20 protein-coding genes are annotated in these 25,233 nt (G+C 70.1%); 19 read left to right on the forward strand and 1 reads right to left on the reverse strand.

Annotation, left to right across the window (positions count from 1 at the left end; all coding sequences use genetic code 11):
* Window positions 1–170: 170 nt before the first annotated feature.
* The gene (locus HYV93_13730; GenBank protein MBI2527030.1) at window positions 171–527 is read right to left on the reverse strand and encodes a response regulator; all 357 of its coding nucleotides are present in this window, start codon (window positions 525–527) and stop codon (window positions 171–173) included.
* 68 nt (window positions 528–595) lie between these two features.
* Between HYV93_13730 and HYV93_13735 the strand changes: the two genes are divergently transcribed.
* The 19 genes from HYV93_13735 (at window position 596) to HYV93_13825 (ending at window position 25,232) form a co-directional block, all read left to right on the forward strand.
* Window positions 596–2,098 carry a sigma-54-dependent Fis family transcriptional regulator gene (locus HYV93_13735; GenBank protein MBI2527031.1) on the forward strand — a complete coding sequence of 501 codons (1,503 nt, stop codon included), beginning with the start codon at window positions 596–598 and terminating at the stop codon, window positions 2,096–2,098.
* Between the two features lie 270 nt (window positions 2,099–2,368).
* Entirely contained in the window at window positions 2,369–2,866 is a 498-nt protein-coding gene (locus HYV93_13740; GenBank protein ID MBI2527032.1) for a diguanylate cyclase, read from the forward strand.
* A gap of 12 nt (window positions 2,867–2,878) precedes the next feature.
* Complete coding sequence (locus tag HYV93_13745; GenBank protein ID MBI2527033.1) at window positions 2,879–4,303, forward strand: sigma-54-dependent Fis family transcriptional regulator; 1,425 nt, start codon at window positions 2,879–2,881, stop codon at window positions 4,301–4,303.
* A gap of 3 nt (window positions 4,304–4,306) precedes the next feature.
* The gene (locus HYV93_13750) at window positions 4,307–5,134 is read left to right on the forward strand and encodes a polysaccharide biosynthesis/export family protein (GenBank protein MBI2527034.1); all 828 of its coding nucleotides are present in this window, start codon (window positions 4,307–4,309) and stop codon (window positions 5,132–5,134) included.
* A gap of 310 nt (window positions 5,135–5,444) precedes the next feature.
* Window positions 5,445–6,701 carry an outer membrane beta-barrel protein gene (locus tag HYV93_13755; protein ID MBI2527035.1) on the forward strand — a complete coding sequence of 419 codons (1,257 nt, stop codon included), beginning with the start codon at window positions 5,445–5,447 and terminating at the stop codon, window positions 6,699–6,701.
* Window positions 6,702–6,980: 279 nt separating this feature from the next.
* Entirely contained in the window at window positions 6,981–8,351 is a 1,371-nt protein-coding gene (locus tag HYV93_13760; protein MBI2527036.1) for a TIGR03013 family PEP-CTERM/XrtA system glycosyltransferase, read from the forward strand.
* 43 nt (window positions 8,352–8,394) lie between these two features.
* On the forward strand, window positions 8,395–10,629 hold the full coding sequence (locus tag HYV93_13765; protein ID MBI2527037.1) for a polysaccharide biosynthesis tyrosine autokinase: 2,235 nt from the start codon (window positions 8,395–8,397) through the stop codon (window positions 10,627–10,629).
* A gap of 24 nt (window positions 10,630–10,653) precedes the next feature.
* A complete protein-coding gene (locus tag HYV93_13770; protein MBI2527038.1) occupies window positions 10,654–11,958 on the forward strand; it encodes a nucleotide sugar dehydrogenase in 1,305 nt (434 codons plus the stop codon).
* 9 nt (window positions 11,959–11,967) lie between these two features.
* The gene (locus tag HYV93_13775; protein MBI2527039.1) at window positions 11,968–13,005 is read left to right on the forward strand and encodes an NAD-dependent epimerase/dehydratase family protein; all 1,038 of its coding nucleotides are present in this window, start codon (window positions 11,968–11,970) and stop codon (window positions 13,003–13,005) included.
* Entirely contained in the window at window positions 12,983–13,843 is an 861-nt protein-coding gene (locus tag HYV93_13780) for a DUF3473 domain-containing protein (GenBank protein MBI2527040.1), read from the forward strand. Before HYV93_13775 ends, HYV93_13780 begins: the two co-directional genes overlap by 23 nt.
* Window positions 13,840–14,928, forward strand: a complete 1,089-nt coding sequence (gene wecB, locus HYV93_13785; protein ID MBI2527041.1) for a UDP-N-acetylglucosamine 2-epimerase (non-hydrolyzing) — start codon at window positions 13,840–13,842, stop codon at window positions 14,926–14,928. The genes HYV93_13780 and wecB overlap by 4 nt, the downstream gene beginning before the upstream one ends.
* 7 nt (window positions 14,929–14,935) lie before the next feature.
* Entirely contained in the window at window positions 14,936–15,958 is a 1,023-nt protein-coding gene (locus HYV93_13790; protein MBI2527042.1) for a FemAB family PEP-CTERM system-associated protein, read from the forward strand.
* Between the two features lie 9 nt (window positions 15,959–15,967).
* On the forward strand, window positions 15,968–17,206 hold the full coding sequence (locus HYV93_13795) for a glycosyltransferase (GenBank protein MBI2527043.1): 1,239 nt from the start codon (window positions 15,968–15,970) through the stop codon (window positions 17,204–17,206).
* Entirely contained in the window at window positions 17,203–18,306 is a 1,104-nt protein-coding gene (locus HYV93_13800; GenBank protein MBI2527044.1) for a GNAT family N-acetyltransferase, read from the forward strand. The genes HYV93_13795 and HYV93_13800 overlap by 4 nt, the downstream gene beginning before the upstream one ends.
* Window positions 18,303–20,147, forward strand: a complete 1,845-nt coding sequence (locus HYV93_13805; protein MBI2527045.1) for an asparagine synthase — start codon at window positions 18,303–18,305, stop codon at window positions 20,145–20,147. Before HYV93_13800 ends, HYV93_13805 begins: the two co-directional genes overlap by 4 nt.
* Complete coding sequence (locus tag HYV93_13810; GenBank protein ID MBI2527046.1) at window positions 20,144–21,148, forward strand: polysaccharide deacetylase family protein; 1,005 nt, start codon at window positions 20,144–20,146, stop codon at window positions 21,146–21,148. The genes HYV93_13805 and HYV93_13810 overlap by 4 nt, the downstream gene beginning before the upstream one ends.
* 18 nt (window positions 21,149–21,166) lie before the next feature.
* Window positions 21,167–23,005: a glutamine--fructose-6-phosphate transaminase (isomerizing) gene (gene glmS / locus HYV93_13815; protein ID MBI2527047.1), complete on the forward strand. Its 1,839-nt coding sequence runs from the start codon at window positions 21,167–21,169 to the stop codon at window positions 23,003–23,005.
* On the forward strand, window positions 23,002–24,255 hold the full coding sequence (locus HYV93_13820) for a glycosyltransferase (GenBank protein MBI2527048.1): 1,254 nt from the start codon (window positions 23,002–23,004) through the stop codon (window positions 24,253–24,255). The genes glmS and HYV93_13820 overlap by 4 nt, the downstream gene beginning before the upstream one ends.
* On the forward strand, window positions 24,252–25,232 hold the full coding sequence (locus tag HYV93_13825; protein MBI2527049.1) for a glycosyltransferase family 2 protein: 981 nt from the start codon (window positions 24,252–24,254) through the stop codon (window positions 25,230–25,232). Before HYV93_13820 ends, HYV93_13825 begins: the two co-directional genes overlap by 4 nt.
* Window position 25,233 lies beyond the last annotated feature (1 nt).

Consider the following 25,233-nt stretch of genomic DNA (forward strand, 5'->3'; position numbering starts at 1 on the left):
GGCTTGCTGGCATCCGTGCCCGCCCTCTGCCCATTCGGCTCTCCCCCTTACCTAGATCTCCCCAGGTGTAGCGGTCACCCAGGGCCCATACCAGGCAAAATTGGGTATTGCATTTCACAGCGTGTCTTGGATAATAGGGCCCTCGAGGACAGCGCCGGGCCACCCTGTATTCATAGGCCCTTCAGCTTAGAAAGGGTAACGCTCAAGTGGGTGAGCACGTCTGGCTTCCTGATCACATCGACCGCGCCGATGGCCAGCGCCTTCCTGGTCAGCTCGTGGTCGGCGTGCCCCGAAAGGATCACCACCGGCAGGGCCGGGTGTCGGTCCCGGATCCGGGCCAGGACCGCGAGCCCGCTGAGCCCCGGCATCACCAGGTCGAGCAGCACGCCGTCCACGCTTGTGGACCCCAGGAGATGCAGCGCCTCGCTGCCGTCGAGCGCCACCAGAGCCCCGTCGCCCCCGGCCCGGATCCTGTCCGCGATCACCTCGGCCACGGACGGATCGTCGTCCACCACGAGAATCCTCATGGCGCTCTCGGGCAGGAGTATCCGGGCCGCGCCCGCCCCCGTCAAGGGATAACGGAGTAGACCAGCCCATGGCCCAGGCGAGCACGCTCATCATCGACTCCAATGCCGAGAGCCGCGACGTGCTCGCGCGCGTCGTCACGGACGCGGGCCACGCGGTCCTCGCCGCGGCCGACGCCGCCGAGGGGCTCGCGCTGCTCTCGACCCTGCACCCCCAGGTGGTTCTGCTCGACCTCGACATGCCTGGGACAGAGCCGTTCGAGGTGATCCAGCAGATCCGGCTGGAGGCCACGGACGCCGCCGTCCTGGCGCTGTCGAGGGTGAGGGACACGGGCTTCGTGGTCCGGACGATGCGGACGGGAGCTTCGGACTTCATCGTCAAGCCGGCGTCGGCGGGCGCGATCCAGCAAGCCGTCGCCAGCGCCCTGGCGCGCACCGAGGGACCACTGGCAGGCGAGAGCGCGAGCAGCGCCGTACCGGCTGCCGATCGCCACTGGCCCGACCTGGACCTGCTCTTCAGGAACAGCGGACGCATGCAGGACGTGGAGAGCGTCGTGCGGCGGGCCGCGGACACCAACGCCACGATCCTCGTGCAGGGAGAGAGCGGGACGGGCAAGGAGATGGTGGCCAAGGCCATCCACTACATCTCCCAGCGCCGGGACAGGCCGTTCCTCAAGGTCAACTGCGCTTCCCTGCCTGGCGAGCTGCTCGAGTCCGAGCTGTTCGGCCACGAGAAGGGCGCCTTCACGGGCGCGCACCGGCGCAAGCCCGGCAAGTTCGAGCTCGCCCACCGGGGGACCTTCCTGCTCGACGAGATCGGCGAGATGCCGCTGGGCCTTCAGGCCAAGCTCCTGCACGTGCTGCAGGATGGAACGTTCTTCCGGGTGGGCGGCAGCGAGCTGATCGACGCCGACGTCCGGCTCGTTGCGGCGACCAACAAGGACCTTGCCGCGGTCATGGGCGCGGGGCTCTTCCGCGAGGACCTCTACTATCGCCTCAACGTGGTCACGATCGCCGTGCCGCCCCTGCGCGAGCGGCGCGAGGAGATCCCGATCCTGGCCGAGCATTTCCTCAAGAAGTTCTGCCGCCAGTACGAGCGGGAGACGCCGAGGATCTCGCCCGAGACCATGCGGCTCCTCGAGGAGTACGCCTGGCCAGGTAATGTCCGCGAGCTGGAGAACATGATCAAGCGGCTCGTCGTACTCCAGAAGGACGGACTCCTGCAGGAGGAGATCGCGCTGAGGCGCGGGCGCCGCTGGTCGGCGCCTCAGCCCGCGCCCGCCCTGGTGGGAGCCCCGGCTCCCCCGCAGCCGCAGTCCCCGCCCGCGCGGGTCGCTACAAATTTCGAGGCCTCCGTCGGTCTGAAGGAGATCGCCCGGCGCGCCGCCAGGGAGGCGGAGAGGGCTGTGCTCAAGGAAGTCCTGGACCGCGTGAGGTGGAACCGCGCCGAGGCCGCGAGGCTCCTCAAGATCAGCTACAAGGCCCTGCTTTATAAGATCACGGCGGCCGGGCTCGACGGCAAGAACGGGGCGCGCGCGAAGAAGGACAGGGATTCGCCACTTGACAAAAATTAGTCTCGCGATTGACCTGTGCAGTTCCTACCGGGGCACAACCCGATAGGGGCTCAGCGGCCCCGGAGCCAGCGGCGAGATCGCGACATTCGTATAACTCACTGAGAACGATCGGTTCTCGAGGGGCCCCGTGTCTCCCGGCACCCGCGTGGCCCACGTATGGCGCAGGCTTTGCACAGTCATCGAGCGCTGTCGGGTTCCGGGGAGAGGTTCAGCATGCCCGTGAGGGCGGCCGGCAGGCCACAGCTCTGGGGCGAGGCAAAGGAGTGTTCGGTGACTGACTTCATGGAGCCTGGGACCGGCGTGTTCGCGGAGGGCGCGTTTCGTCATCTGCTGACACGGGAGGCACTCAGGGCGACGCGGTACCAGGACTTCTTCTCCATCTGTCTCGTCAGGCCCGACTGGGCCGGCGAGAGCCGGGCGGCGGAGGAGGGAACGCGTCACGCGATCTCCAGGAAGATCGCCGAGTTCCTCCGATCCACGGACATGGTGGCCCGGGTCGAGGACGGCATCGCCGTGCTCCTGCTGCACACCGAAGGGGCTGACGCCATGCGCGTCGCCGAGCGGATCCGCACCCACATCGAGCACGTCGCATTCACCGGTGACCCTGGCACAAGCCCGCGCCAGATCACGCTGAGCGTCGGAGGAGTTTCCTTCCCGCGCGACGGGTACAACGACGTCATTCTCCTCTCGCGGGCGCAGGCGCACCTGGCGGAGGCCTCCCGTCGCGGAGGCAACCAGGTCGTCTACGCCAGCGAGAGCAGGCGCTGAGGACCCAGACCGATGAAAACGCTCGTCCTCGACGAAACGCTGGACATCTCGCAGGATCTGCACCGGCTGCTGGCGGCGCGCAGAGCGGATGCCGCCTTCGTCTGCTCCCCGCACGAGTTCCAGCTGGCCGAGGCAGCGAACGGGCCCGCCCCCCTGCGGATCGTGAACCTCTCCCCGACCCTCGGTGCCTGGGAGCTCGCTCGGTACCTCAGGGCCGGGGAGGGCCGGCCAACCACGCTCGTGCTCTTCGGCCCGGAGTCCTCCGAGGGTCTCGAGCATCTCTCGAGCCTGCCCGGCGTGGAGTGCGTCGAGCGTCCCCGCAGCACGGCCGACCTCGGGGCGCTGCTGGACCGAGCGCTGGACAGGGCGCAGGCGGCCGCAGGGGCGGCGCCGACGGCACCGGTGCCCAAGGCCTTGCCGGCGCCGGGGAGCTTCATGGTCTCGGACATCATCGGCCAGTCGCCCCAGCTCCGCGACGTCTTCGCCAAGATCGAGAAGGTGGCGGGGGGCAACGCGAACGTGTGTATCGTCGGTGAGAGCGGCACGGGCAAGGAGCTCATCGCCCGGGCCATCCACTACAACAGCCCCCGCCGGGACCGGCCGCTGGTCACCCTGGATTGCACGGCCATTCCCGAAGGGCTCATGGAGAGCCACCTCTTCGGCCACGTGCGCGGTTCCTTCACGGGCGCCGTGGAGCATCGTGACGGTGTCTTCTCCCTCGCCCACACGGGGACGCTCTTCATCGATGAGATCAGCGAGCTGTCGCTGCCGCTGCAGGCCAAGCTCCTGCGGGTGGTCCAGAGCCGGGAGTTCGTCAAGGTCGGCGGCACCAAGCCGATCCGGACCGACATCCGTCTCATCACCGCCAGCAACCGGGACCTCGGCCGTGCCGTGGAGGACGGCAACTTCCGCGAGGACCTCTACTACCGCGTCGCCGTCGTGATGATCCAGAGCCCCGCCCTGCGGGAGCGGCGGGGCGACATTCCGCTCTTGGTGGAGCACTTCCTGGACAAGTTCAGCGCCGCCCACCGCAAGCCCATCCGGGCCGTGACCCCGCACGCCATGGAGCTGCTGACCAGCTATCAGTGGCCGGGCAACGTGCGGCAGCTCGAGAACTGCATCGAGCAGGCCGTGGTACTGTGCGAGGCGGACGTGGTGGACGTGGACGCCCTCTGGCTCGGGGACACGGCGCCCCAGCGCGGGGAGGCCGACAGCTCGATCCGGATCCGCTCCGGCCTCACGCTCAGGGATGTGGAGCAGCAGTACATCCTGCGCACGCTCCAGGAGACAGGCGGCAACCGGACCCGAGCCGCCCGCATCCTCGGTATCAGCCTGCGCTGCCTTCAGTACAAGCTGAAGGCCTACGCCGAGGGCGCCGCCGACCCCTCGGCTCAACCCAGTCGGGCCAGCGAGCCCGGGCACCTGCTAGGAGTCTAAGCGATGAAGATGCCTCTCTTCCGGCTGCCGTCCCTGCTCGCGCTCTCCCTGCTCCTCCTTCGGCTCGGGGGGGGCTCCGCACTGGCCGCGGAGGAAGCCTTCGTCATCGGACCCGAGGATGTGCTCGACATCCAGGTCTGGGACAACAAGGATCTCAACCAGGTCACGTTCGTCCGGCCTGACGGCAAGATCTCCCTGCCGCTGGTGGGGGAGGTCCAGGCTGCCGGCAAGACGGTCCAGAGCCTCACCGCCGATCTCGTGGCCGCCTACGGCAAGACCGTGAAGGAGCCCGCGGTCACGGTGATCGTGAGGGACATCAAGAGCCGGCCCGTGTACTTCATCGGCGGCTTCGGCAAGGCCGGTCCCCTCCAGCTCACCCGGGAGCTGAACATGCTCCAGGCGCTGGGTATCGTCGGCGGGGTGGTGGCGGGGGCGGACGCGGAGAAGGGGTTCCTGCTCCGTGGCGACAAGCGGCTGCCCCTGGATTTCGACAAGCTCCTCAGGAGGGGCGATCTCTCCCAGAACACCAGGCTCGAGCCCGGGGACACGGTTGTCGTCCCCCTGGCCGACGTGGTCTACATCCAGGGGGAGGTGAGGGCCCCGGGAGTGGTCAAGTACACCAATGACCTGACCATCGTCAAGGCCATCACGCTGACCGGCGGCCTCACTCAGCTGGCCGCTGCGGGCCGGGTCGATCTGGTGAGAACTGAAGGCGAAAAAAAGGTGCGCATCCGGATCGACCTTGATAAGATGCTCCGGGCCCCGGAGGAGAATCCCGACATGCGGTTGAGGCCCGACGACATCATCTTTGTGCCCCAGAGACTCTTCTAGACAAGGCGCAGGCCCTGGGGGGAAGGGGCGGTGGTGGTCCCTTCCCTCCAGCCTCCCGTTCTCGGTCGCTTCTCTCCTCCTGATTCTGCTCGCCAGCACTCCCGCATCGCCCCAGGAGTCGTCGACGCCCGCCGCGCCGTCGTCTCAGCAGGGCCAGGCCCCACCGCCAGCGACGGGCGGAGAGAGGGGCGCCACGACACCGGCCACGGTAACGCCGAGGGAGCCCCCCTTCGTCCCACCCGTGCCCCCGCCTCCATCTCAGACCCGGGTGCCGGGGCCCTTCCGGGAGCCTTTCCTCGCGGACCGGACCATGAGCTTCGAGCTGCATCCGAGCTTCGGTTTCACCGAGGAGTACACGGACAACTTCACGCTCGCCTCCCGCGGTAGGACCGACAACTTCCGCTCGTCGCTCAACTCGGGACTGAGCCTGCTGATCAACCGTCCCAGGACCAAGGGCAGCGTCTCGGGCAGCGTCAGCGTCAGCCACGACAGCGCGACGGGGCAGGAGGACTACCAGATCTTCCCCACGCTGAACGGCTCGGTCCGCCACACCTTCAATCCCCGGCTCAGCCTCACCGTCACCGACAGCTTCACCAGGACGGACGAGCCCTCGCTGGGGGATCAGGGCGGGCTCCGGCGCGAGCGCGACGTCTTTACCAGCAACTCCTTCAGCATCGCCGCCGACTGGCTCCTAGACCTCATCGCCACCCAGAGCTACTACCGCAACACGATCTTCTTCGGTAATGCCGACACCGTCAGCCACATCCTCGGGGTCAACGCCACGACCCCGCTGGGGGCCCTGATGAGCCTCACCGCGGGGTACGAGTTGAGCCTGCGCGAGACGTCGGGAGGGACCAGCTCGGTCAGCACGGGGACGACGACGGCCAACGAGAACGTCTCCTCGTCGAGCACGGGCCACCGGGTGCTGGCCTCGCTCTCCCGGCAAGTGGGGGCGTTCGGCAGCGCCGGGCTTTCGAGCTCCTACTCGATCACCTCCACGGACGACAGCGACAGCCGGCTGTGGAACATCTCCCTGTTCACGGCCTACGGCCTCCCCACCGGGCTGTCGCTCTCGGGCAGCCTCGGCTACAGCCTGTTCGACTCGGACCAGGGGGACACGCTGTCGACGTTCTCCACCAACAGCAGCATCAGCTACCGCTTCGTGAGGACGGTGATCAGCCTCACTGCGTTCCAGGATTTCAGGCAGACGGCAGAGGAAGGGCAGGACTTCGGGGTCGTGGTCACCCGAACCCTCACGGGCACCATCACCTACCAGCTCACCCCGTTCATCACCACGAACGCGAGGGTCTCCTACAGCCGCAACGAGCCCACCGGAAGCGGCAACGCCGCCTCGGCCCAGTCAAGCACCGCATTCACGGCGGGCGCCGGGCTGTCGTGGCAGGTCCTCCGCTGGCTCAGCATGACGCTCGACTACACCCACACCGAGCGCAGCAGCGACAGCTCGAGGGATCTGACCTTCGGCGACGCATCGGGCGGCTCTCAGAGCCAGCCAGCGAGTGACGTCTCGGAGAACCGGGCCTTTCTCAGTCTGACCGCGTCTTTCTAGTTCAGCGACGCTTCTTGTAGGCACCCCCCACTTCTGGCGCCCCTACGCAACTCTTGCATGACCCGGCGGCGTCTCTGAAGCAGCCGATTCTATTGGACGCCTCGTGAGGAAGGCGCGGAGCCGCGCAGAATTGGCGCGACTGGCGCCTTTCTTACCTTGTGTGGCCAGCAAAGTTCCCCGACACCCTGGTAAGGTGAGGCTTAGGAATCAATAGGTTGAGAGAGGCGGTATCAGCCTCTCCTGGCACCCGGCTTGCTGCGCATCCCTCCCCAGCGAGCCATGCTGAGAATATTCCGGCACTACATCCCGAGCCTGTCTCTCCTCCTCTTCGCCGGAGACCTGGCCGTCATCTACGGGGCCTTCCACGTCGTCACACTGACCGGCTCCTGGCTCGGCCAGAGCGAACCGCTCCCCAAGCTGGTCTTCGTGATGGCCCTGGCCCCCTTCGTGCTGCACCTGGGGGGCCTCTACGACATCCACCTCCCGCTGGGGCGCCGCGAGATGGTCGCGCGCCTCCTGGCCTGCCAGGCGGTCACCGGTCTCCTCATCGCCGCGGGGGGCTTCGTCGTGCCGCACCTGAGGCTCGGGCGCGCCGCCTACTTCGAGATCGGGATCGCGGCCACGGTGGGCCTCCTCGCCTGGCGCGCGGCCTGGCTCGGGCCCTGGTCGCACCGGCACATGAGGATCCGTGTGCTGGTGCTCGGCACCGGGGTCATCGGCAAGGTGATCGCCGGCCTGCAACAGACTGGCGCCCGGCCGTTCACCGTCATCGGCTTCCTCGACGACAACCCGAACGCTCCCGAGACGATCCCCGACGGACATGTCTTGATCGGCAAGATCAAGGATCTGCCGGCCATCGTGGACGAGCTGCGGCCCGACCTCGTGGTCGTGGCGCAGATGAACCGGCGCGGCAGCTTCCCCGGCAAGGCGCTGCTCGACTGCCGCCTCCGCGGCATCCAGGTAGAGGACTGGCCCACCTTCTACGAGAAGGAGACGGGGAAGATCCTCGTGACCGATCTCCGGCCGAGCTGGCTCATCTTCTCCGACGGCTTCGTCAAGACCCCGCGCACCGAGATCATCAAGCGGCTCGCCGACGTACTGCTGGCGCTCGCCGGGCTCGCCGTGGCATTGCCCCTCATGGCGCTGGCCGCTCTGGCGATCAAGCTCGAGTCGCCGGGTCCGGCGCTCTTCCGCCAGCCGCGGCTGGGCCAGAACGGCCGCGTGTTCATCCTCAACAAGTTCCGCTCCATGCGCCAGGACGCCGAGAAGGAGACGGGACCGGTCTGGGCGCAGCAGCAGGACCCGCGCGTGACCCGGGTCGGCGGCATCCTCCGGCGCACCCGGCTCGACGAGCTGCCGCAGCTCCTCAACGTGCTGGTCGGAGACATGAGCTTCATCGGCCCGCGCCCCGAACGGCCCGAATTCGTCTACGAGCTCCAGAAGCAGATCCCGTTCTACATGGAACGGCTCTCGGTGAAGCCCGGGATCACCGGCTGGGCGCAGGTCCGGTACCGCTACGGGGCCTCGCTGGAGGATGCCCTCGAGAAGCTCCAGTACGATCTCTACTACATCAAGAACCTCTCTCTCTTCCTGGATCTGCTCATCCTGCTGAACACGATCCAAGTCGTTCTCTTCGCGAGAGGGCGCTAGCCGTGGTTGATCGACCCACGCCTGACAAGGGGAACATGCCCACATGGACATCCTGACGATTCTCAAGCAGGTCGCCCGGTCCGTCGTCGCTCGCCGGAAGCGGTGGGTGCTGGCCGGGATCGCCCTCGCCCTCCTCGCCTTCGTGCCGACCGCCTACCTCCTCTCCCAGGAGCCGCCGCGGTACCGGACCTCGGCCCTCATCCTGATCGAGAACAAGCCGGACCGGACGCCGCTCTTCCAGGAGTTCTCGCCGTTCCGGCCGCTCTCGGTCCAGTTCGCGATCCTCCGCAGCCGGAGCCTCGCCGAGGTGGTGATCGAGAGCCTGCCCCGGGCCACCGTCGAGGACCTGATCGAGAACCCCTACTCCCGGGACCACGCCCTCGAGTTCCAGAACTGGATTCGCCGGCTTCGCGGGGAGGAGATCGTGGTGGAGAGCCCCCAGCGCCGGGCCCTGGCCGAGCTCCAGCAGGCGCGCGTGCGGTTCACTCCGCAGGGGGATTCCGGGATCGTGGCCATCACGGCGGAGGCCTCGAAGCCCCGCGCGGCGCTCGACATCGCCAACACCTACATCGAGGCCCTGCTCTCCCGCACCCGCTCCTTCAACGTGGACGACACCAAGGTCACCCGCGAGTTCCTCGAGCAGCAGCACAGTCAGGTGAGCCAGGCCCTGGCCCAGAGCGACGGGGCCCTCCGCCAGTTCACCCTGGCGCGCGGCGGCATCAAGCCGCCCGCCCGGAATGCAGAGACGGTGCAGCGGCTGGCCCAGGTCGAGCAGACCCTGGCCGAGATCCAGGCCAACAGGAACATGAGCCAGAGCCGGCTCGCCGCCATGAAGGCCAAGCTGGACACGCTCCCGCCGCCGGCGCCGGCGGCGCCGCGAGTCGCAGCCGCGGCGCCAGCGCCGCCCTCGCCGCGGATCCAGCTCCTTCGGGGCAAGCTCGCCACCCTCCAGCGGCAGCTCCTCGAGTACGAGTCGCTCTACACCGATCGGCACCCGCGCGTGGCGGGAACCCGCCGGCAGATCGACGAGGTCCGGGCAGAGCTGGGGGACGCTGTGAAGGACATGCCGCAAGTCGCCGCGGCCTCGACCGCCAGTGCGGTGCCCGCCCAGGACCGCGCCGCCTTCGCCGAGACCGTCGCGGCCCTGGAGAGCTCGGTCCTGGCGCTCGGCGCCCAGGAGGAGGCCCTCCGCGATCAGGGCGCGAGGCTCCGGCGTAGCCTGTCGGGTCTCTCGAAGGACGAGATGGAGTTCACGCGCCTCAACAGCGACAACGACTCCAACCGCCGGCTCCAGGCCCTGCTCTCGGAGAAGCTGACCGCGGCACGCATGCGGGAGCAGGGCGAGATGAAGGTCGTCAAGGTCATCGATCCTCCCCAGGTCCCCTTCCCCGCCGCGAACCAGAAGCGGCTCAAGTTCCTGGGCATCGCGGTGGTGCTGGCGCTCGTGGCGGGGGCGGGCGTGCCGATGGCCGTCGAGTACTTCAACCGGCCGGTCCAGTCCGAGCACGACATCCGCCAGCTCACGGGCCTCCCGATCCTCTCGACGATTCCCCTCGTCCGCTCCCGCCGCTCGATGTTCCTCCTGGGGAGCGGCCAGCCCGAGGATATGCGGCAGGAGGACTACTTCCTGTTCCTCGAGGCCTTCAGACGGCTCAGGGTCGAGATCCAGCTCCTCGGGCGGGAGCTGCCCATGCGGCGGATCATGGTCGCCAGTGCCCTGCCCGGCGAGGGGAAGTCCACGGTGGTCGTCAACCTCGGCCTGACCTTCGGGGAGGTCGGCAAGCACGTGATCATCGCGGATGCGGACTTCCACCGCCCGACGCTGCACCGGACGCTCAAGACCCCCAACAACAAGGGCTTCAGCGACCTTCTGGCCGGGACCGGGGATCTCAGAGAGGCCATGAGCCCGGTGGCGGAGGGTGTGTGGCTGTCCCCGCGCGGCACCTCCTCGACAGCGCTGTCGCGCACGGGGCTCGGCTCCCAGCGGCTCACCGAGGTCCTCGAGACCATGGCCGCCGAGGCCGAGTTCGTCCTCCTCGACTCGTCCCCGATCCTGCTGATCCCGGACAACCTCTACATGGCGGCGGCAGCCGACGGCGTCCTGCTCGTCGTCCAGGCCGGGGTCACGCGTCCCCGCGAGCTGCTGCGCACCAAGGACATCATCGAGAAGTCCGGGACGCCCATCATCGGCGTCGTGCTGAACCAGGTGCCGGTCAAGGCGGTGAACCAGTACTACAGCTATTACCGGTCGTACGTGCGTCACGACCCGAAGGCCTGAGAGGAGATCCCGGTGACCGACTGGATAGCGACCCTCAAGCAGAAACTCGAGACGAAGACGGCCCGCGTCTCCGTCGTCGGCATGGGCTACGTCGGGCTCTCGCTGGCGGTGGAGCTGGCCAGGGCGGGACTCAAGGTGCGGGGCGTCGACCTCGACCTCGAGCGAGTGAGCCTGCTCAACCGGGGCACGTCGTACCTGGTGGACGTGTCGAGCGACGCCCTCGCCCCGCTCGTTGCCGCGGGCACGCTGACGGCCACGACCGGCTTCGAGGAGGCGGGGAGCGCTGACGCCATCATCATCTGCGTCCCCACGCCGCTGCGGAAGAGCAAGGAGCCCGACATCTCGTTCATCCTCTCGGCGATGGAGCACCTCCTGCCGCGGCTGCGTCGCGGCCAGCTCCTGGTGCTGGAGAGCACCACCTTCCCGGGGACCACCGAGGAGGTGGTGCAGCCCAGGCTCGAGTCGATGGGGTTCACGATCGGCACGGACTTCTTCCTGGCCTTCTCGCCCGAGCGCGTGGACCCGGGCAACCAGCGCTTCACGACGGCCAACATCCCCAAGGTGGTGGGCGGCGTCACGCGGGCCTGCACGGAGCTGGCCGCCGCGCTCTACCGGCACGTGACCTCGAGCGTCTTCGAGGCCTCCAGCCCACGGGTGGCCGAGACGGCCAAGCTCCTGGAGAACACGTTCCGGAGCGTGAACATCGCGCTGGCGAACGAGCTGGCTTTCGCCTGCCGGAAGATCGGCGTGGACCCGTGGGAGGTCATCGACGCCGCGGCCACCAAGCCCTTCGGCTTTATGCCCTTCTACCCGGGGCCCGGCATCGGCGGCCACTGCATCCCGGTGGATCCGCTCTACCTGTCGTGGAAGATCCGGCTCACCGGCTACGAGGCCCAGTTCATCGCGCTGGCCGACCAGATCAACCGTGCCATGCCCGAGCACGTCGTCACGCTGGTCGCCGACTCGCTCAACGAGCGCGGCCGGGCGGTCCGCGGGGCCTCGGTGCTCGTCCTGGGCGTCACCTACAAGCCCGACGTCAACGACATCCGCGAGTCTCCGGCCCTCGAGATCATCGAGATGCTCGCCCGCAAGGGCGCCCGCCTGTCCTACGCGGACCCGTTCACGCCCCAGCTCAGTGTGGACGGGCACAAGTTCAGCGCGGTGGAGCCGTCGGGCGAGGCCTTCGCGGCGGCCGACTGCGTGCTGATCCTCACCAACCACTCCGCCTTCGACTACGCGGCCGTCGTCGAGCGCGCGCCGCTGGTCGTGGACACCCGCAACGCGCTCAAGGCGTACCGGCGGGCGCACCCGTCGATCGTCACCCTCTGAGGAGTCACCATGGGTATCGTGCTCGTGACGGGCGGTGCTGGGTTCATCGGGTCGCATCTCGTGGATCGGCTCCTCGAGAGCGGCACGGTGGTCCGCGTGCTGGACAACCTCTCGACGGGGTCGCTCCGCAACCTCCAGGGGGCGGCTGACGGCCGGGGCGGCGGCAACGGACCGTCGGGAGCACTCGCGCCGGGCCGGCGCCTGGAGCTCATGATCGGGGATGTGCGGGACGACCGGCTCGTGCGCCGGGCCATGCGCAACGCGGAATGCGTCTTCCACATGGCGGCCGTCCCCCCGAGCCCTGTCGCCCTCACCAACCCCATGGAGCTGCACACGGTCAACGTCCACGGCACCCTCAACGTCCTCCACGGCGCGGCCACCGAGGGTGTGCCCCGGGTCGTCTTCGCCTCGTGCGCGTCGGTGTACGGACCCACGGTTGCGACACCCGTCGGCGAGGACTGCCCCGCCCATCCGGTCTCGGTCTTCGCCGCCTCCAAGCTCGCGGGCGAGATCTACTGTCGCGCCTACCACAGCACCCACGGACTCCAGACGGTCGCGCTCAGGTACTTCAGCGTCTACGGACCCAGGCAGAACGGCATCTCCGGGGGGGCGCTCGTCCCGGCCCTCATCGACACCCTCAGGCGTCGCGGTCGCCCCCTCATCGCCGGAGACGGCCGGCGCGCCCGGGACTTCCCCTTCGTCGACGACGCGGTGGAGGCGACCCGGGCGGCTGCGGTCTCCCCGGGGGCCGCCGGGCGCGTCATCAACGTGGGCTCGGGGCAGCCGGCCTCGGCATTCGAGGTGCTGGACATCCTCAAGCGGCTGCTCCGGAGCGATGCCGTCCCACGTCTCAGGCAGCGGCCCACCGAGCCCGGCACGCCCATGACAGCCCGCACCACGCTGGCCACCGAGCTCCTGGGATGCGCGCCGCGGGTGTCGCTGGTGAGCGGCCTCGCCCGGTCGGCCCAGTTCTTCGCCGAGGCGGAGCGGGCGGACGAGCCTCTCCTGGCCGAGGTGGGGTCCCATGAAGAACGCGCTGACGTTTGACGTCGAGGAGTACTTCCACGCCGAGGTCTTCTCCGGCGTTCTTCGTCCCGCGGACTGGCCGGGGCTGGAGAGCCGGGTCGAGTCCAGCACCAGGCGGCTGCTCGACATCCTCGACCGGGAGCGGGTGCGGGCCACCTTCTTCGTCCTGGGCTGGGTGGCGGAGCGCCACCCGGCCCTCGTGCGGGAGATCGCGGCGCTGGGCCACGAGATCGGCTGCCACGGCTACGGACACCGGATGATCCAGCACCTGGAGCGCCACGAGTTCGCGGAGGACGTCCGGCGCGCCAAGAAGGTGCTGGAGGACACGGCGGGGGCGCCCGTCCTGGGCTACCGGGCCCCCACCTTCTCGGTGATGCGGGAGACCCTGTGGAGTCTCGAGGTCCTCGGGGAGGCGGGCTTCCTGTACGACTCGAGCATCTTCCCCATCCTGCACGACCGCTACGGGATCCCCGACGCCCCGCGGTTCCCGCACCGGCTGCCGGTCAACGGTACCGGCGGGATCACCGAGTTCCCGCTCTCGACGGTCACCCTTCTCGGACGCCGCCTCCCGGTGGCCGGTGGCGGCTACTTCCGCCTCCTGCCCTACGCGATGACGCGCCGGGCGATCTCGCGGTTGAACCTCAGGGAGCGCCAGCCCGCCATCGTCTACCTGCATCCCTGGGACGTGGATCCGGACCAGCCGAGACAGCCGGTCAACGCCTTCTCCTGGTGGCGGCACACGGTGAACGCGGACAAGGTGGCCGGGCGGCTGCAGCGGCTCCTGCTGGACTTCCGCTTCGCCCCGGCCTGCGAGGTCCTCGCGGACTCGGATCTCCTGCCCGTCGGAGACCCGCGATGAAGATCGCCGCTGTGGTCGGCGCCCGGCCGAACTTCGTCAAGATCGCCCCCATCCTGGCCGCCCTCAGGGATCGATCCGAGGCACGGACGACCCTGATCCACACCGGGCAACACTATGACGTCCGGATGTCGGAGGCCTTCTTCGCCAACCTCGAGATCCCGACGCCGGGCGTGAACCTGGACGTCCGGTCCGGGACGGCGGCGGCCCAGATCGCCGGCGTGATGCAGCGCCTGGAGCCGGTCCTCGCGGCCTCCCGCCCGGATATCGTCGTCGTGGTGGGCGACGTCAACTCGACGATCGCCGCGGCGCTGACCGCGGTCAAGGTCGGCGTGCCCGTGGCACACGTGGAGGCCGGGCTCCGGAGCTTCGACCGCACCATGCCCGAGGAGATCAACCGCGTGCTCACGGACGCGATCTCCGATCTCCTCTTCACCACCGAACCCGCCGCGCAGGAGAACCTCGCCCGCGAGGGAATCCCGGCCCACCGGGTCCACTTCGTCGGCAACGTCATGATCGATACCCTCTTCCGCTACCGGGAGCGAGCGGAGCAGTCGCCGATCCTCGGGACCCTCGGGGTGGAGGCCGGCGCCTACGCCGCGCTCACGCTGCACCGGCCCAGCAACGTTGACAGCGCCGAGGCGCTGGGTCGCATGGTCTCCGCGGTGGCGCGGATCCAGGCCGAGATCCCGGTGGTGTTCCCGGTGCATCCCCGCACCCGGCAGCGCCTGGCCGGCATGGGCGGCAGCCTGCCGGCGGTGCCGGGGCTACGGCTCATCGACCCGCTGCCGTACCTCGACTTCGTCTGTCTCATGGCGCACGCCCGCTGCGTCCTGACCGACTCCGGCGGCATTCAGGAGGAGACCACGGCGCTGGGCATCCCCTGCCTCACGCTCCGGACCAGCACCGAGCGGCCCATCACGGTGGCGCGCGGGACCAACCGGGTCGTGGGCGTGGAGCCCGAGGCCATCTTCTCGGCCTGGCGACAGATCGCCGAGGGGCGCTGGCCGGCGGGCGAGCTCCCCGAGCTGTGGGACGGCAAGGCGGCCGAGCGCATCGTGCGGATCCTGCTCGGGTCGGCAAGGTAGAGGAGCCATGGACGTTCGCGTGCTGAGCGACGAGACTGTCGAGTGGGACGCCTTCGTCCGCGGAACGCCGGACGGCAGCCCCTTCCACCTGATCGCCTGGAAGCACGCCGTCCAGACGGCCTTCGGCCACCGCCCCCACTACCTCTTCGCCGGAGGCGCCACGGGCATCGAGGGCGTGCTGCCGCTCTTCGAGGTGCGCGGGCCGCTCGGAGGCCGGGCCCTCGTCTCGGTCCCTTACGGTGTCTACGGAGGCATCTGCGCCCGGTCCGGGGAGGTCCGCCAGGCGCTGCTCGACTCGGCGAGCGGGCTGGCCCGGCGGCTCGGCGCTCGCTACGTGGAGCTGCGCCACCGGGCGCCCCAGCGAATGAACCTTCCCACCAAGGCACTCTACGTGAGCTTCTCGCGGCCCATCTCGCCTTCCGAGGACGAGAACCTCGCGGCCATCCCTCGCAAGCAGCGGCGGATGACGCGCCAGGGCGCCAAGTTCGGACTGCGCGTCGAATTCGGGCCGGAGCACCTCGACGGCTTCTATGACATCTACGCCTCGAGCGTCCACATGCTCGGCTCGCCGGTCTTCCCGCGGGGCCTCTTCCATGCCATCGCACAGGAGTTCGGCAAGGACTGCGAGCTCCTGACGGTCTGGAAGGACGCCCGGATGGTCGCCGGGGTCCTGACGCTCCTCTACGAGGACCAGGTCCTGCCCTATTACGGCGGTGCCCTGCGGGAGGCCTTCCAGTACGCCGTGAACGACTTCATGTACTGGGAGCTCATGTGTCACGCTGCCCGGGCCGGCTTCCGCCTCTTCGATTTCGGCCGGAGCCGCGAGGGCACCGGGCCCTACCACTTCAAGCGCCACTGGGGCTTCGAGCCGGAGCCCCTGCCCTACCAGTACGTGCTGCGGGACGGCGCGGCGCTGCCAAACCTGAGCCCCTCCAACCCGAAGATGCGCCTGGCGGTCGAGACGTGGAAGCGGCTGCCCCTGGGTCTGACCAAGCGCATCGGCCCGACGCTCACGAAGTACTTGCCCTAGGACCCCCACATGAACATTCTCATGCTCGGCCGCTGGCTGCCCGTTCCCCGCCGTGTCGAGGAGGTGGGACGGGAGTACCGGTTCGCGCGCTGCCTCGCACGGTCCCACCGGCTCACGCTCGCCTTCGTCACCGACGAGCCCAATCCGGTCGGCTGCGTCTCGGCGCTCCGCGAGGAGTTCGGCGACATCGAGTTCGCCGTGGTGCCGCGCGGCTGGAAGACGGTGTCCAGCGCCGTGCGCCTCGCGACCGGCGAGTCCTGCACCATGGCCTATCACCGCTCGGAGGCCCTCAGCACCCGGCTCGGCGACCGGGTGCGCACCTCCCGCTACGACCTCGTCCTCGTCTCGGCATCGAGCATGATCCGCTACGCCCTGGAGCTGGGGACGGACATCCCGGTCCTCATGGACTTCGGGGACATCGACTCGGAGTGGTGGCTGCGCCAGGCCCAGGTCCGCGCGTTCCCCGGCGCGAGCTTCTACCGGACGGAGGGCATGCGGCTCCGGCTGGCGGAGGCCGCCGTCGCCCGGCGGGCCGCCCGCTGTCTCGTCGGCAGCCCCCAGGGCGCGCGTGTGCTGGCGACCTTCGCCCCCTGGGCTCCCACGACGGCCATCCCCAACGGCGTGGACTCCGACTACTTCACCCCGGGGCTCCGGCTCCCGTCGGCGCCGACGGCCCTCTGCGTGAGCGCCATCGAGACCGACGGCGACGCGGAGGCCGCCGCCGAGTTCTGCCGATCGGTGCTCCCGCGCGTCCTGGCCCGCATCCCGGACGCGCGCTTCGTCGTGCCCGCCCGGCAGGCGCCACCGTCCATCCGCGCGCTCGAGCAGATCCCCGGCGTGGTGGTCGCAGCGCCCGTGAGCGACGTGCGCCCATTCCTCCACCGCGCGGCCATCGCCATCGCCCCCCTGGCAGCCCCCCGCGGACTGCAGACGGGGGTTCTCGAGGCCATGGCCAGCGGCGTGCCCGTCGTGACGACCTCCCAGGGGATCGAGGGGATCGCTGCCACGCGGGGCCGTCACCTCCACGTGGAGGACGGCACTCCCGGCTTCAGCCAGCGGGTGACGGAGCTCCTCGAGGATCCGGGGCTCCGCGCCGAGATCGGCGCCCAGGGACGGGACTTCGTCCAGACGCACCATTCCTGGGACGCCGCGAGCGCGCAGCTGCTGGAGCTGGTCGAGACGGTCGTGCCCAAGGGACGGCCGGCCCGGCATGCGCCACGCGAGTCGAGGGTGCGCGTCGGGACATGAAGGTGCGGCGGGTGGAGTCCCCGGAGGAGTTCGAGGCCCTGGCGCCCGTGTGGCGGGAGGTCGCCACCGCAGGCGGATGCGCCTCGCCCTTTCTCAGCCATGACTGGTTCGCCTGCTGCTGGCGCGCCGCCGTCCCGGCCCGCCGTCCGCTCCTGCTCCTCGTGGAGGACACCGCCGGTCCCGTCGCCCTGGTCCCGCTGGCGCGCTGGGGCGCGCGGCTGCGAGGCCTGCCCGTCAAGGTGCTCGGCACGCTGGACGCCCCCGACACGCCGTTCGTCGACTGGCCCATGGCCGGCGGCCCGGAACAGGTCACCGACGCCGTGATGGCGCACCTCGTCGCGCGCGGGGACTGGGACCTGCTGATCCTCGACAAGATGCCCGTGGATTCCCCGATCGTGAAGGTCCTCGAGTCCAGGACTCCCGGCGGCGTCCCCTGCCAGCGCGCGGCCACCCTCCGCTCGCCGTACCTCGACGTGAGCGGGACCTGGGAGGCCTTCTGGTCGCAGACGAGCCAGCGCTTCAAGAAGACCTTCCGCAGCGTGCGGAATCGTCTCGAGAAGGCGGGGTGCGTCGGCGTCGAGGAGCACCGGAATCTCGCCGTGGACGGCGGCCCCTTCGCCGAGGCGCTGGACGTGTCCCTGCGCAGCTGGAAGGGGCCGCGCCGCCTGGCCATGGGCAACATGCCGGGGATGCCGGAGTTCTTCCGCGGGCTCACGGAGCGCGCCAGCGCGCGGGGATGGCTCCGGCTCTGGGTGCTGAGGCTCGACGGGCGCGCGGTGGCCACCGAGTACCAGCTGGAGGCAGACGGCCACGTCCACGCGCTCCGGGCCGACTTCGACGCGAGCCTCCCGGAGGATCTCTCGCCGGGCGCCCATCTCAGCGGCCACATCGTCCGGGCCCTCTTCGACCGTGAGGGGGTGCACGAGTACGACATGGGACCCGGCGACAACGAGTACAAGTCACGCTGGGCCATGGGCGCCCACGAGACGGTCCGGCTCCGGCTCTTCCATCCCGGCATCTACGGCAAGTCCCTCTTCGCCATGGAGACCCGGGCCGTGCCCGCGCTCCGGCGCCTCCGTCGAGGGCTCTCCGCATCATGACGCTCATCGCCGGCATCGCCTTCAGGGATCCGCGGCGGCCCGTGCAGGCGCACGACCTCTCGCCGCTCCTCGCCCGCGCGCCGCAGGCCGGCAAGACGTGGCGGATCGCGCTGCCGGGAGCCGGCCTGGCTGCGGCCGGCGACGGCCTCTGGGTGGAGCAATGCGAGCGGGGCTGGGCCGTGGGCGATCTCGACCTGACGAACCCCGAGGAGCTGTCCGGGCCCGAGGCCGGCACCTCACCGGAGCGGCGCCTTCTCGACTCGCTGCTCGCACGGGAGGGGCGGGGCCTCGACCAGGTGCGAGGGGCCTTCGCCGTGGCGCTATGGGACGCCCCCGCCCGGCGGCTCCTCCTCGCCGTCGATCCCTTCGGGCTGCGTCGCCTCTACTACGCCGCGACGGGAGATACCCTCGGCTTCAGCTCGCGTCCCCTCCCGGCGCTCGCCATCCCCGGGGTCAGTCGGGATCTCGATCCCGATGCCGCCTACGCGTACCTGAACTTCGGCACGGTGCCCGCGCCTCAGACCATGCACCGGGCCGTCCGCCGGCTGCCCGCCGGGCACCTCCTCGTCTGGGAGAACGGGCGCCTGACCCTCGAGCGGTACTGGGACCTCCGCTACGACGAGCGCCCGCTCCCGACAGCGGCCGCCGCGGCAGCGCTCTGGCGGCACACGGAGGAGGCAGTGCGTGAGGCGATCCGGGGCCTGGACCCGAAGCAGGCGGGGGCGTTCCTGAGCGGCGGGACGGACAGCAGCACCGTGGTGGGCTTCATGAGCCGCATGGCCGGCGAGCGCGTGAACGCCTTCTCCATCGGCTTTTCCGAGGAGCGGTACAACGAGCTCGCCTACGCCGAGCTGGCGGCCCGGCGCTTCGAGGCAGCCCACTACACGAAGCTCGTCGGCGCGGACGACGCGCTGGCCTGCGTTCCCGACCTCATCGAAGCCTACGACGAGCCGTTCGGCAACGACTCGGCGATTCCGACCTACCTCTGCGCGCGGCTGGCGCGGGATGCGGGCGTCCAGACGCTGCTCGCGGGCGACGGCGGTGACGAGATCTTCGGTGGCAACGAGCGGTACCGGCGCGAGCGCATCCTCGCGCGCTACCAGCGGCTTCCGGCGGCCCTCCGCACACGGGTCATCGAGCCGGTTCTCCGTGCCCTGCCCCCGGGGGGGCTTGGCCCCCTGGGCAAGGCCCAGCGCTACGTCCAGCGCGCGACGACGCCGAATCCGGCGCGCTTCTACGATAGTGAGTTCTTCATCGCCCGGGAGCGGAGCCGCCTCCTGCACCCGGACTTCCAGGCGGCCGTCACGCCCGACTGGCCGCGCCTGGTCGCCCAGCGGCACTTCGACGCGGCCGGGGCTGCGAGCGAGCTCAACCGGCTCCTCTACGTCGACCTCAAGATCACCCTCGCCGACAACGATCTCTTCAAGGTGACGCGGACCGCCCAGGCCGCAGGGCTGGCGGTGCGCTTCCCGCTGCTCGACCGGCGGCTGGTGGAGTTCACGGCCACCCTGCCGGCCTGGCACAAGGTTCGCGGCACCGAGAAGCGCCATCTGTTCAAGCGCGCCTTCGCCCCGCTCCTGCCCCAAGAGATTCTCGCCAAGAAGAAGCACGGCTTCGGGCTGCCGGTGTCGGACTGGCTCCGCAGCCACCGGGGATTCCGGGAGTTCGCGCGCGACACTCTGCTCTCCCGACGGGCGCTCGAGCGGGGCTACTTCGCCCCGGGCGCCGTCGAGTCCCTGTTCCGTCTCCACGCGGAGGACTCGACCGCCTTCTACGGCAGCGTGCTCTGGACCCTCGTGATGCTCGAGGCCTGGCACCAGCGGCACGGGGACCGGGCGTGACAGCCAAGGTGGCGGTCCTCCGCGCCCTGTCGAGCGCCCTGTATCACGGCGGCATCGTGGGACCCCTCACGGCGCTGGCGGGCCGCGCGCGACGCGGGCCGACCTTCCAGGTGCTCACCTTCCATCGAGTGGGCGATGCCGGGGATCCGTTCCTTCCGGCGATGCCGACGCGGGTCTTCGGGGCGCAGATGGCCCACATCGCCCGGCATTACCGCGTTCTCACCGTCGAGGACCTGGTGGAGCGCATGCGCTCGGGCCGCGTGCCCCGCAACGCGCTGGCCATCACCTTCGACGACGGATACCGCGACAATCTGACCGAGGCGGCGCCCATCCTGGCCCGCCACGGCCTCCCGGCCACCATCTTCCTGACGACGGGCTGCATCGGCACCGGCCAGATCCCGTGGTTCGACCAGCTGGCCATCGCACTGAAGACCACCCCGCGAGACGCCCTGCGCCTGGCGGCCGATCGCATCCTGCCCCTCGGCACCCGGGAGGAGCGCCTCCGCGCACTCGAGGCAACCCTGGGATACCTCAAGCGCGTCACGGACGAGGAGCGCCGGGACGGCCTGGACCGGATCCTGGACCAGCTCGGGGGGAGCGCGCCAGGGGAGACGAAGAGCCTCATGCTCAGCTGGGACGAGGTGCAGACCCTCCAGGGCCTGGGCTTCGCCGTGGGCGCTCACACCGTGAGCCACCCGATCCTCTCGCGGACCTCCGCCGACCGGGCCCGGGAGGAGATCTGCGGCTGCAAGCGCGACATCGAGCGGCACCTTGGAGGGGCGATTCGCGGCTTCGCGTACCCGAACGGGGGCGCAAGGGATTACACCGAGACCGTCAAGCACCTCGTGCGCGAGGCCGGATTCGCCTGGGCGGTGACCACCCAGCACGGGCTCAACACGCCCCGGACGCCACCCCTGGAACTGCGGCGCGGCGGGCCGCGCGAGGACCATCTCCCGACCTACGCCCTGAGGCTGGCGTACTACCGCTTGGCTGAACCCTGACCGTGGAGGATCCTCCCCATGTGCGGAATCGTCGGCTACATCGGTGAACGCGCGGCGGCGCCCATTCTCCTCGAGGGGCTCCGGCGCCTGGAGTACCGCGGCTACGACTCGAGCGGCCTGGCCGTCTTCGACGGCGCGCGCATCGAGGTCCGGCGCAGCGTGGGACGGATCGGCGCGCTCGCGGAGCGCCTCGCCACCGACGGGCTCCGGGGCAGCGTCGGGCTCGGCCATACGCGCTGGGCCACCCACGGGCGTCCCTCGGAGGGCAATGCCCATCCGCACGCCGACTGCACCGGCCGGCTCGTGGTCGTCCACAACGGGATCATCGAGAACCACGTGGCGCTCAAGGAGCAGCTCGAGGCCATCGGTCACGGCTTCCGATCCGAGACCGACACCGAGGTCATCGCCCATCTGGTGGAGCACTACCTCCCCGACGCCGCCGACCTCGAGACGGCCGTGCGCGCGGCCCTGGGCGAGATCCGTGGGGCCTATGCCTTCTGCGTCCTCAGCGAGACGGAGCCGGGCCGGATCATCGCGGCCAAGCGGGGCGCGGGGAGCGTCGTAATCGGCTTCGGCGCTGGCGAGGCCTTCGTGGCCTCCGACATCCCGGCCGTGCTCCCCCACACCCGCACCGTCACCGTCCTCCAGGACGACGAGGTCGCGGTGATCGAGCGCGACGGCGTGAGGCTGTCCAGCCGCGACTGCCGGCTCGTCGAGCGCCCCCCCTCGCTCATCACCTGGGATGCTGCCATGGCCGAGAAGGGCGGCTACCCCCACTTCATGCTCAAGGAGATCCACGAGCAGCCGCTGGCCGTCGCCAATACTGCGCGCGGCCTGGTGGACGCCGAGGCCGGCACCGTCAGCCTCCGCGAGGCGAACCTGTCCGACGCCCTCCTCGCCCGGCTGAGCCGCGTGGTGCTCGTCGCCTGCGGCACCTCGTACCACGCCGCGCTGGTGGGCCGTTTCATGATCGAGCGGCTGGCGGGGATCGCCGCCGACGTGGACATCGGCTCCGAGTTCCGCTACCGCGACGCCATCCTGGGCCCGGACTCGCTGGTGGTGGCCATCTCGCAGTCGGGGGAGACGGCCGACACCCTGGGCGCCGCGAAGGCGGCCCGGCTGCGGGGGGCGCCGGTGCTGGCCATCACCAACGTCGTGGGGTCGGCGCTCGCGAGAGAAACCGACGGCGTCCTCTACACGCATGCCGGCCCCGAGATCGGGGTGGCCTCCAGCAAGACCTTCACGGCCACCCTCACGGCCTGCTACCTCCTCGGGCTCCACCTGGGTCTCAGACGCGGCTTCCTCACCCAGCGGGACGCGCAGAAACGCCTCACGGACCTCGCGGAGGTGCCGGCGCTGATCCAGCGGGCCCTCGGCGCCGAGCCCGCGGTCCGGGCCATCGCCCGCGAGGTGGGGACGCATCAGAACTTCCTCTACCTCGGGCGGGGCGTGCACTTCCCCATCGCCCTGGAAGGGGCCCTCAAGCTGAAGGAGATCACCTATGCCCATGCCGAGGGCTACGCGGCCGGCGAGATGAAGCACGGCCCCATCGCCCTCATCGACGAGCAGATGCCCGTGGTGGCGCTCGTCCCGCGGGATGCCTCCTACGACCGCATGGTGGCGAATCTCGAGGAGGTGCGCGCGCGCGGTGGCCGCATCCTCGCCGTCTGTCACGACGGCGACACCGAGATCACCCGGCGCGCGGACTGGGTGATCCCCATCCCGCCGGCCGCCGAGCTCCTGGCGCCACTGGTGAGCGTCGTCCCCCTCCAGCTGCTCGCCTATCACATGGCCGTCCTCCGCGGCTGCGACGTGGACCAGCCCCGCAACCTCGCCAAGAGCGTGACCGTCGAATGAGTTTCAGGACCGTCTTCGTCGCGCCGCGCGTCCCGTACCCGCTAGACTCGGGACTGACCCAGCGGATGTTCCACGTCCTGAACGCGCTGACCAGTCTGGGCCCCGTGGATCTCGTGTGCTATCGTGATAATCAGCTTCCGTGCGACGATGGCGATCTCGGACCGCTACGCGACCTTTGCGACACGCTCCAAGCCCTGCCCTATCCGTCAGCGCCCGGGCACGCCAGCTCCCGGAGCCGGCGGGACGTGCTCCGGCAGTTCGTGATCTCGCGGACACCGCATCTCGTCAGCGACTTCGCGGGCGTGCCGCTCGTCGAGCGCGCCGCAGCGCTGGCCCAGCGGGCCGACCTCGTCTGGGCCGAGCGCATCTTCGTGGCCGAGTGGCTGACCACGGATCGCGGCAAGACCATCGTCGATCTCGACGACCTCGAGTCCGTAAAGCAGAATCGGCGGCTAACACTCGAGCCCGCGGGCCCGTGGGGCCTCGCCCTCCGCCTGGACAACCTGAAGCTCCGCCGGCTGGAGCGGCGGGCGCCATCGCGCTATGCCCGCGTCGTCGTGTGCTCGAACCCGGACCGACGGTTCTTCCCCGCCCGCCACCGCGGCGCGGTGCTCGTCGTGCCCAACGGTGTCCCGGCCCGGTTGCTCCACGCTCCGACGCGGCCACGCGATCCCGCGAGTCTCGTCCTTGTCGGCACCATGCGGTACGAGCCCAACGTCGATGCGGCGATGTGGCTCGTCCGCGAGATCCTCCCTCGGGTCGCCGAGGCGGTGCCCGACGTGCGGCTGTACTTGGTCGGTGACGATCTGCGGGGGACCCTCGGCCGCATGCACGACGGACACCGCATCATCGTTACCGGCCGCGTCGACGACGTCGCCCCCTATGTGTCGCGCGCCACGGTGAGCCTGGCGCCGCTCCGCGTCGGCGGCGGAACGCGGATCAAGATCCTCGAGGCCTTCGCGCTGGGCACCCCCGTGGTGTCGACTTCCATCGGCGCTGAGGGGTTGGACGTCGTTCCGGGGCGCCATCTCAGGATCGCGGACACGCCGGAGTCCTTCGCGGCTGCGGTCGTGGACCTCCTGCGCGACCCCGTGGCCCGCGAGTCGCTGGCCGAGGCGGGGCGCCGCCTCGTCGCGGAGTGGTATACCTGGGAAGCGATCGGGACCCGGCTCGGCGCAGACCTTCGGGAGCTGCTCGCCCACCGCAGCGAGCCGGCTGCGGCCGGGCGATCCCGTCTGAGCGCGTGGTGACCACGATGGACGTCACCGTGATCGTCTGCACCTACAACCGGGCCGCGTCCCTGCGTGACACGCTCGAGGCGCTGAGGGAACAGCAGGTCCCTCCGACGCTCGCCTGGGAAGTGGTGGTCGTGGACAACAACTCGCACGACGAGACCGGGGCGGTCGTACGGGAGTTCGCCGCCCGTGGTCCGATGCCCGTCAAGTACGTGTTCGAGTCCAGGCAGGGAGTGAGCGCGGCCCGGAACGCCGGCATCGACCACGCCACGGGGGACATCATCGCATTCACCGACGACGATGTGCTCCCGGGCCCGGACTGGGTTGCCGCGATCCTTCCTCTGCTTCGCGAGCACTCCGCAGACATCCTCGGCGGCCGCGTCCTCCCCCGCTGGCCCCGTCCGGCGCCTCCGTGGCTCAGCGGGTCCCGGACCCTCCTGCACGCCCTCGCCCTGATGGACCACGGGACCGTCGAGCGGATCACCCCCGCGACCCGTCACCCTCGCGTGTGGACCTGCAACGTGGCCATCAGGCGCGAGGCCATTGCCCGAGTCGGCTCCTTCGACCCCGGTCTGGGACGGAGGGGGGCGAAGCTCCACGGGGGAGAAGACACCGATTTCCTGTCCCGCGCTCTGGCCCATGGCGTCGCGGTTGTCTACGACCCGCGCCTCCTCGTGTGGCACAAGATCCCCGCGGCGCGGATGCGCCGGTCCTACTTCCGGCGGTGGCACTTCGAGGGCGCCGAGGGAATGGCGCTGCAGGCCGGGCCCCCGGAGGGCCGCCGGCTCCTGGGCGTCTCCCTCTTCAGCTACCGGTGGCTCCTCGTCCGGCTGGCGGCCTGGCTGGTCGCCGCCTGCCGGAGGCGGCCGGATGCCCTGGAGCTCCAGCTGGACTTCCTCGCCGCCGCTGGCCGCTGGTGGGGGGAATGGCGGGCGTCGAGAGCCGGCGGGGAGCAGCCGGCTGGCGGCCGCGCCCGTCACGGCGCGGAGTGAC

The sequence above is a fragment of the Candidatus Rokuibacteriota bacterium genome, assembly GCA_016188005.1.
GTDB lineage: Bacteria > Methylomirabilota > Methylomirabilia > Rokubacteriales > CSP1-6 > UBA12499.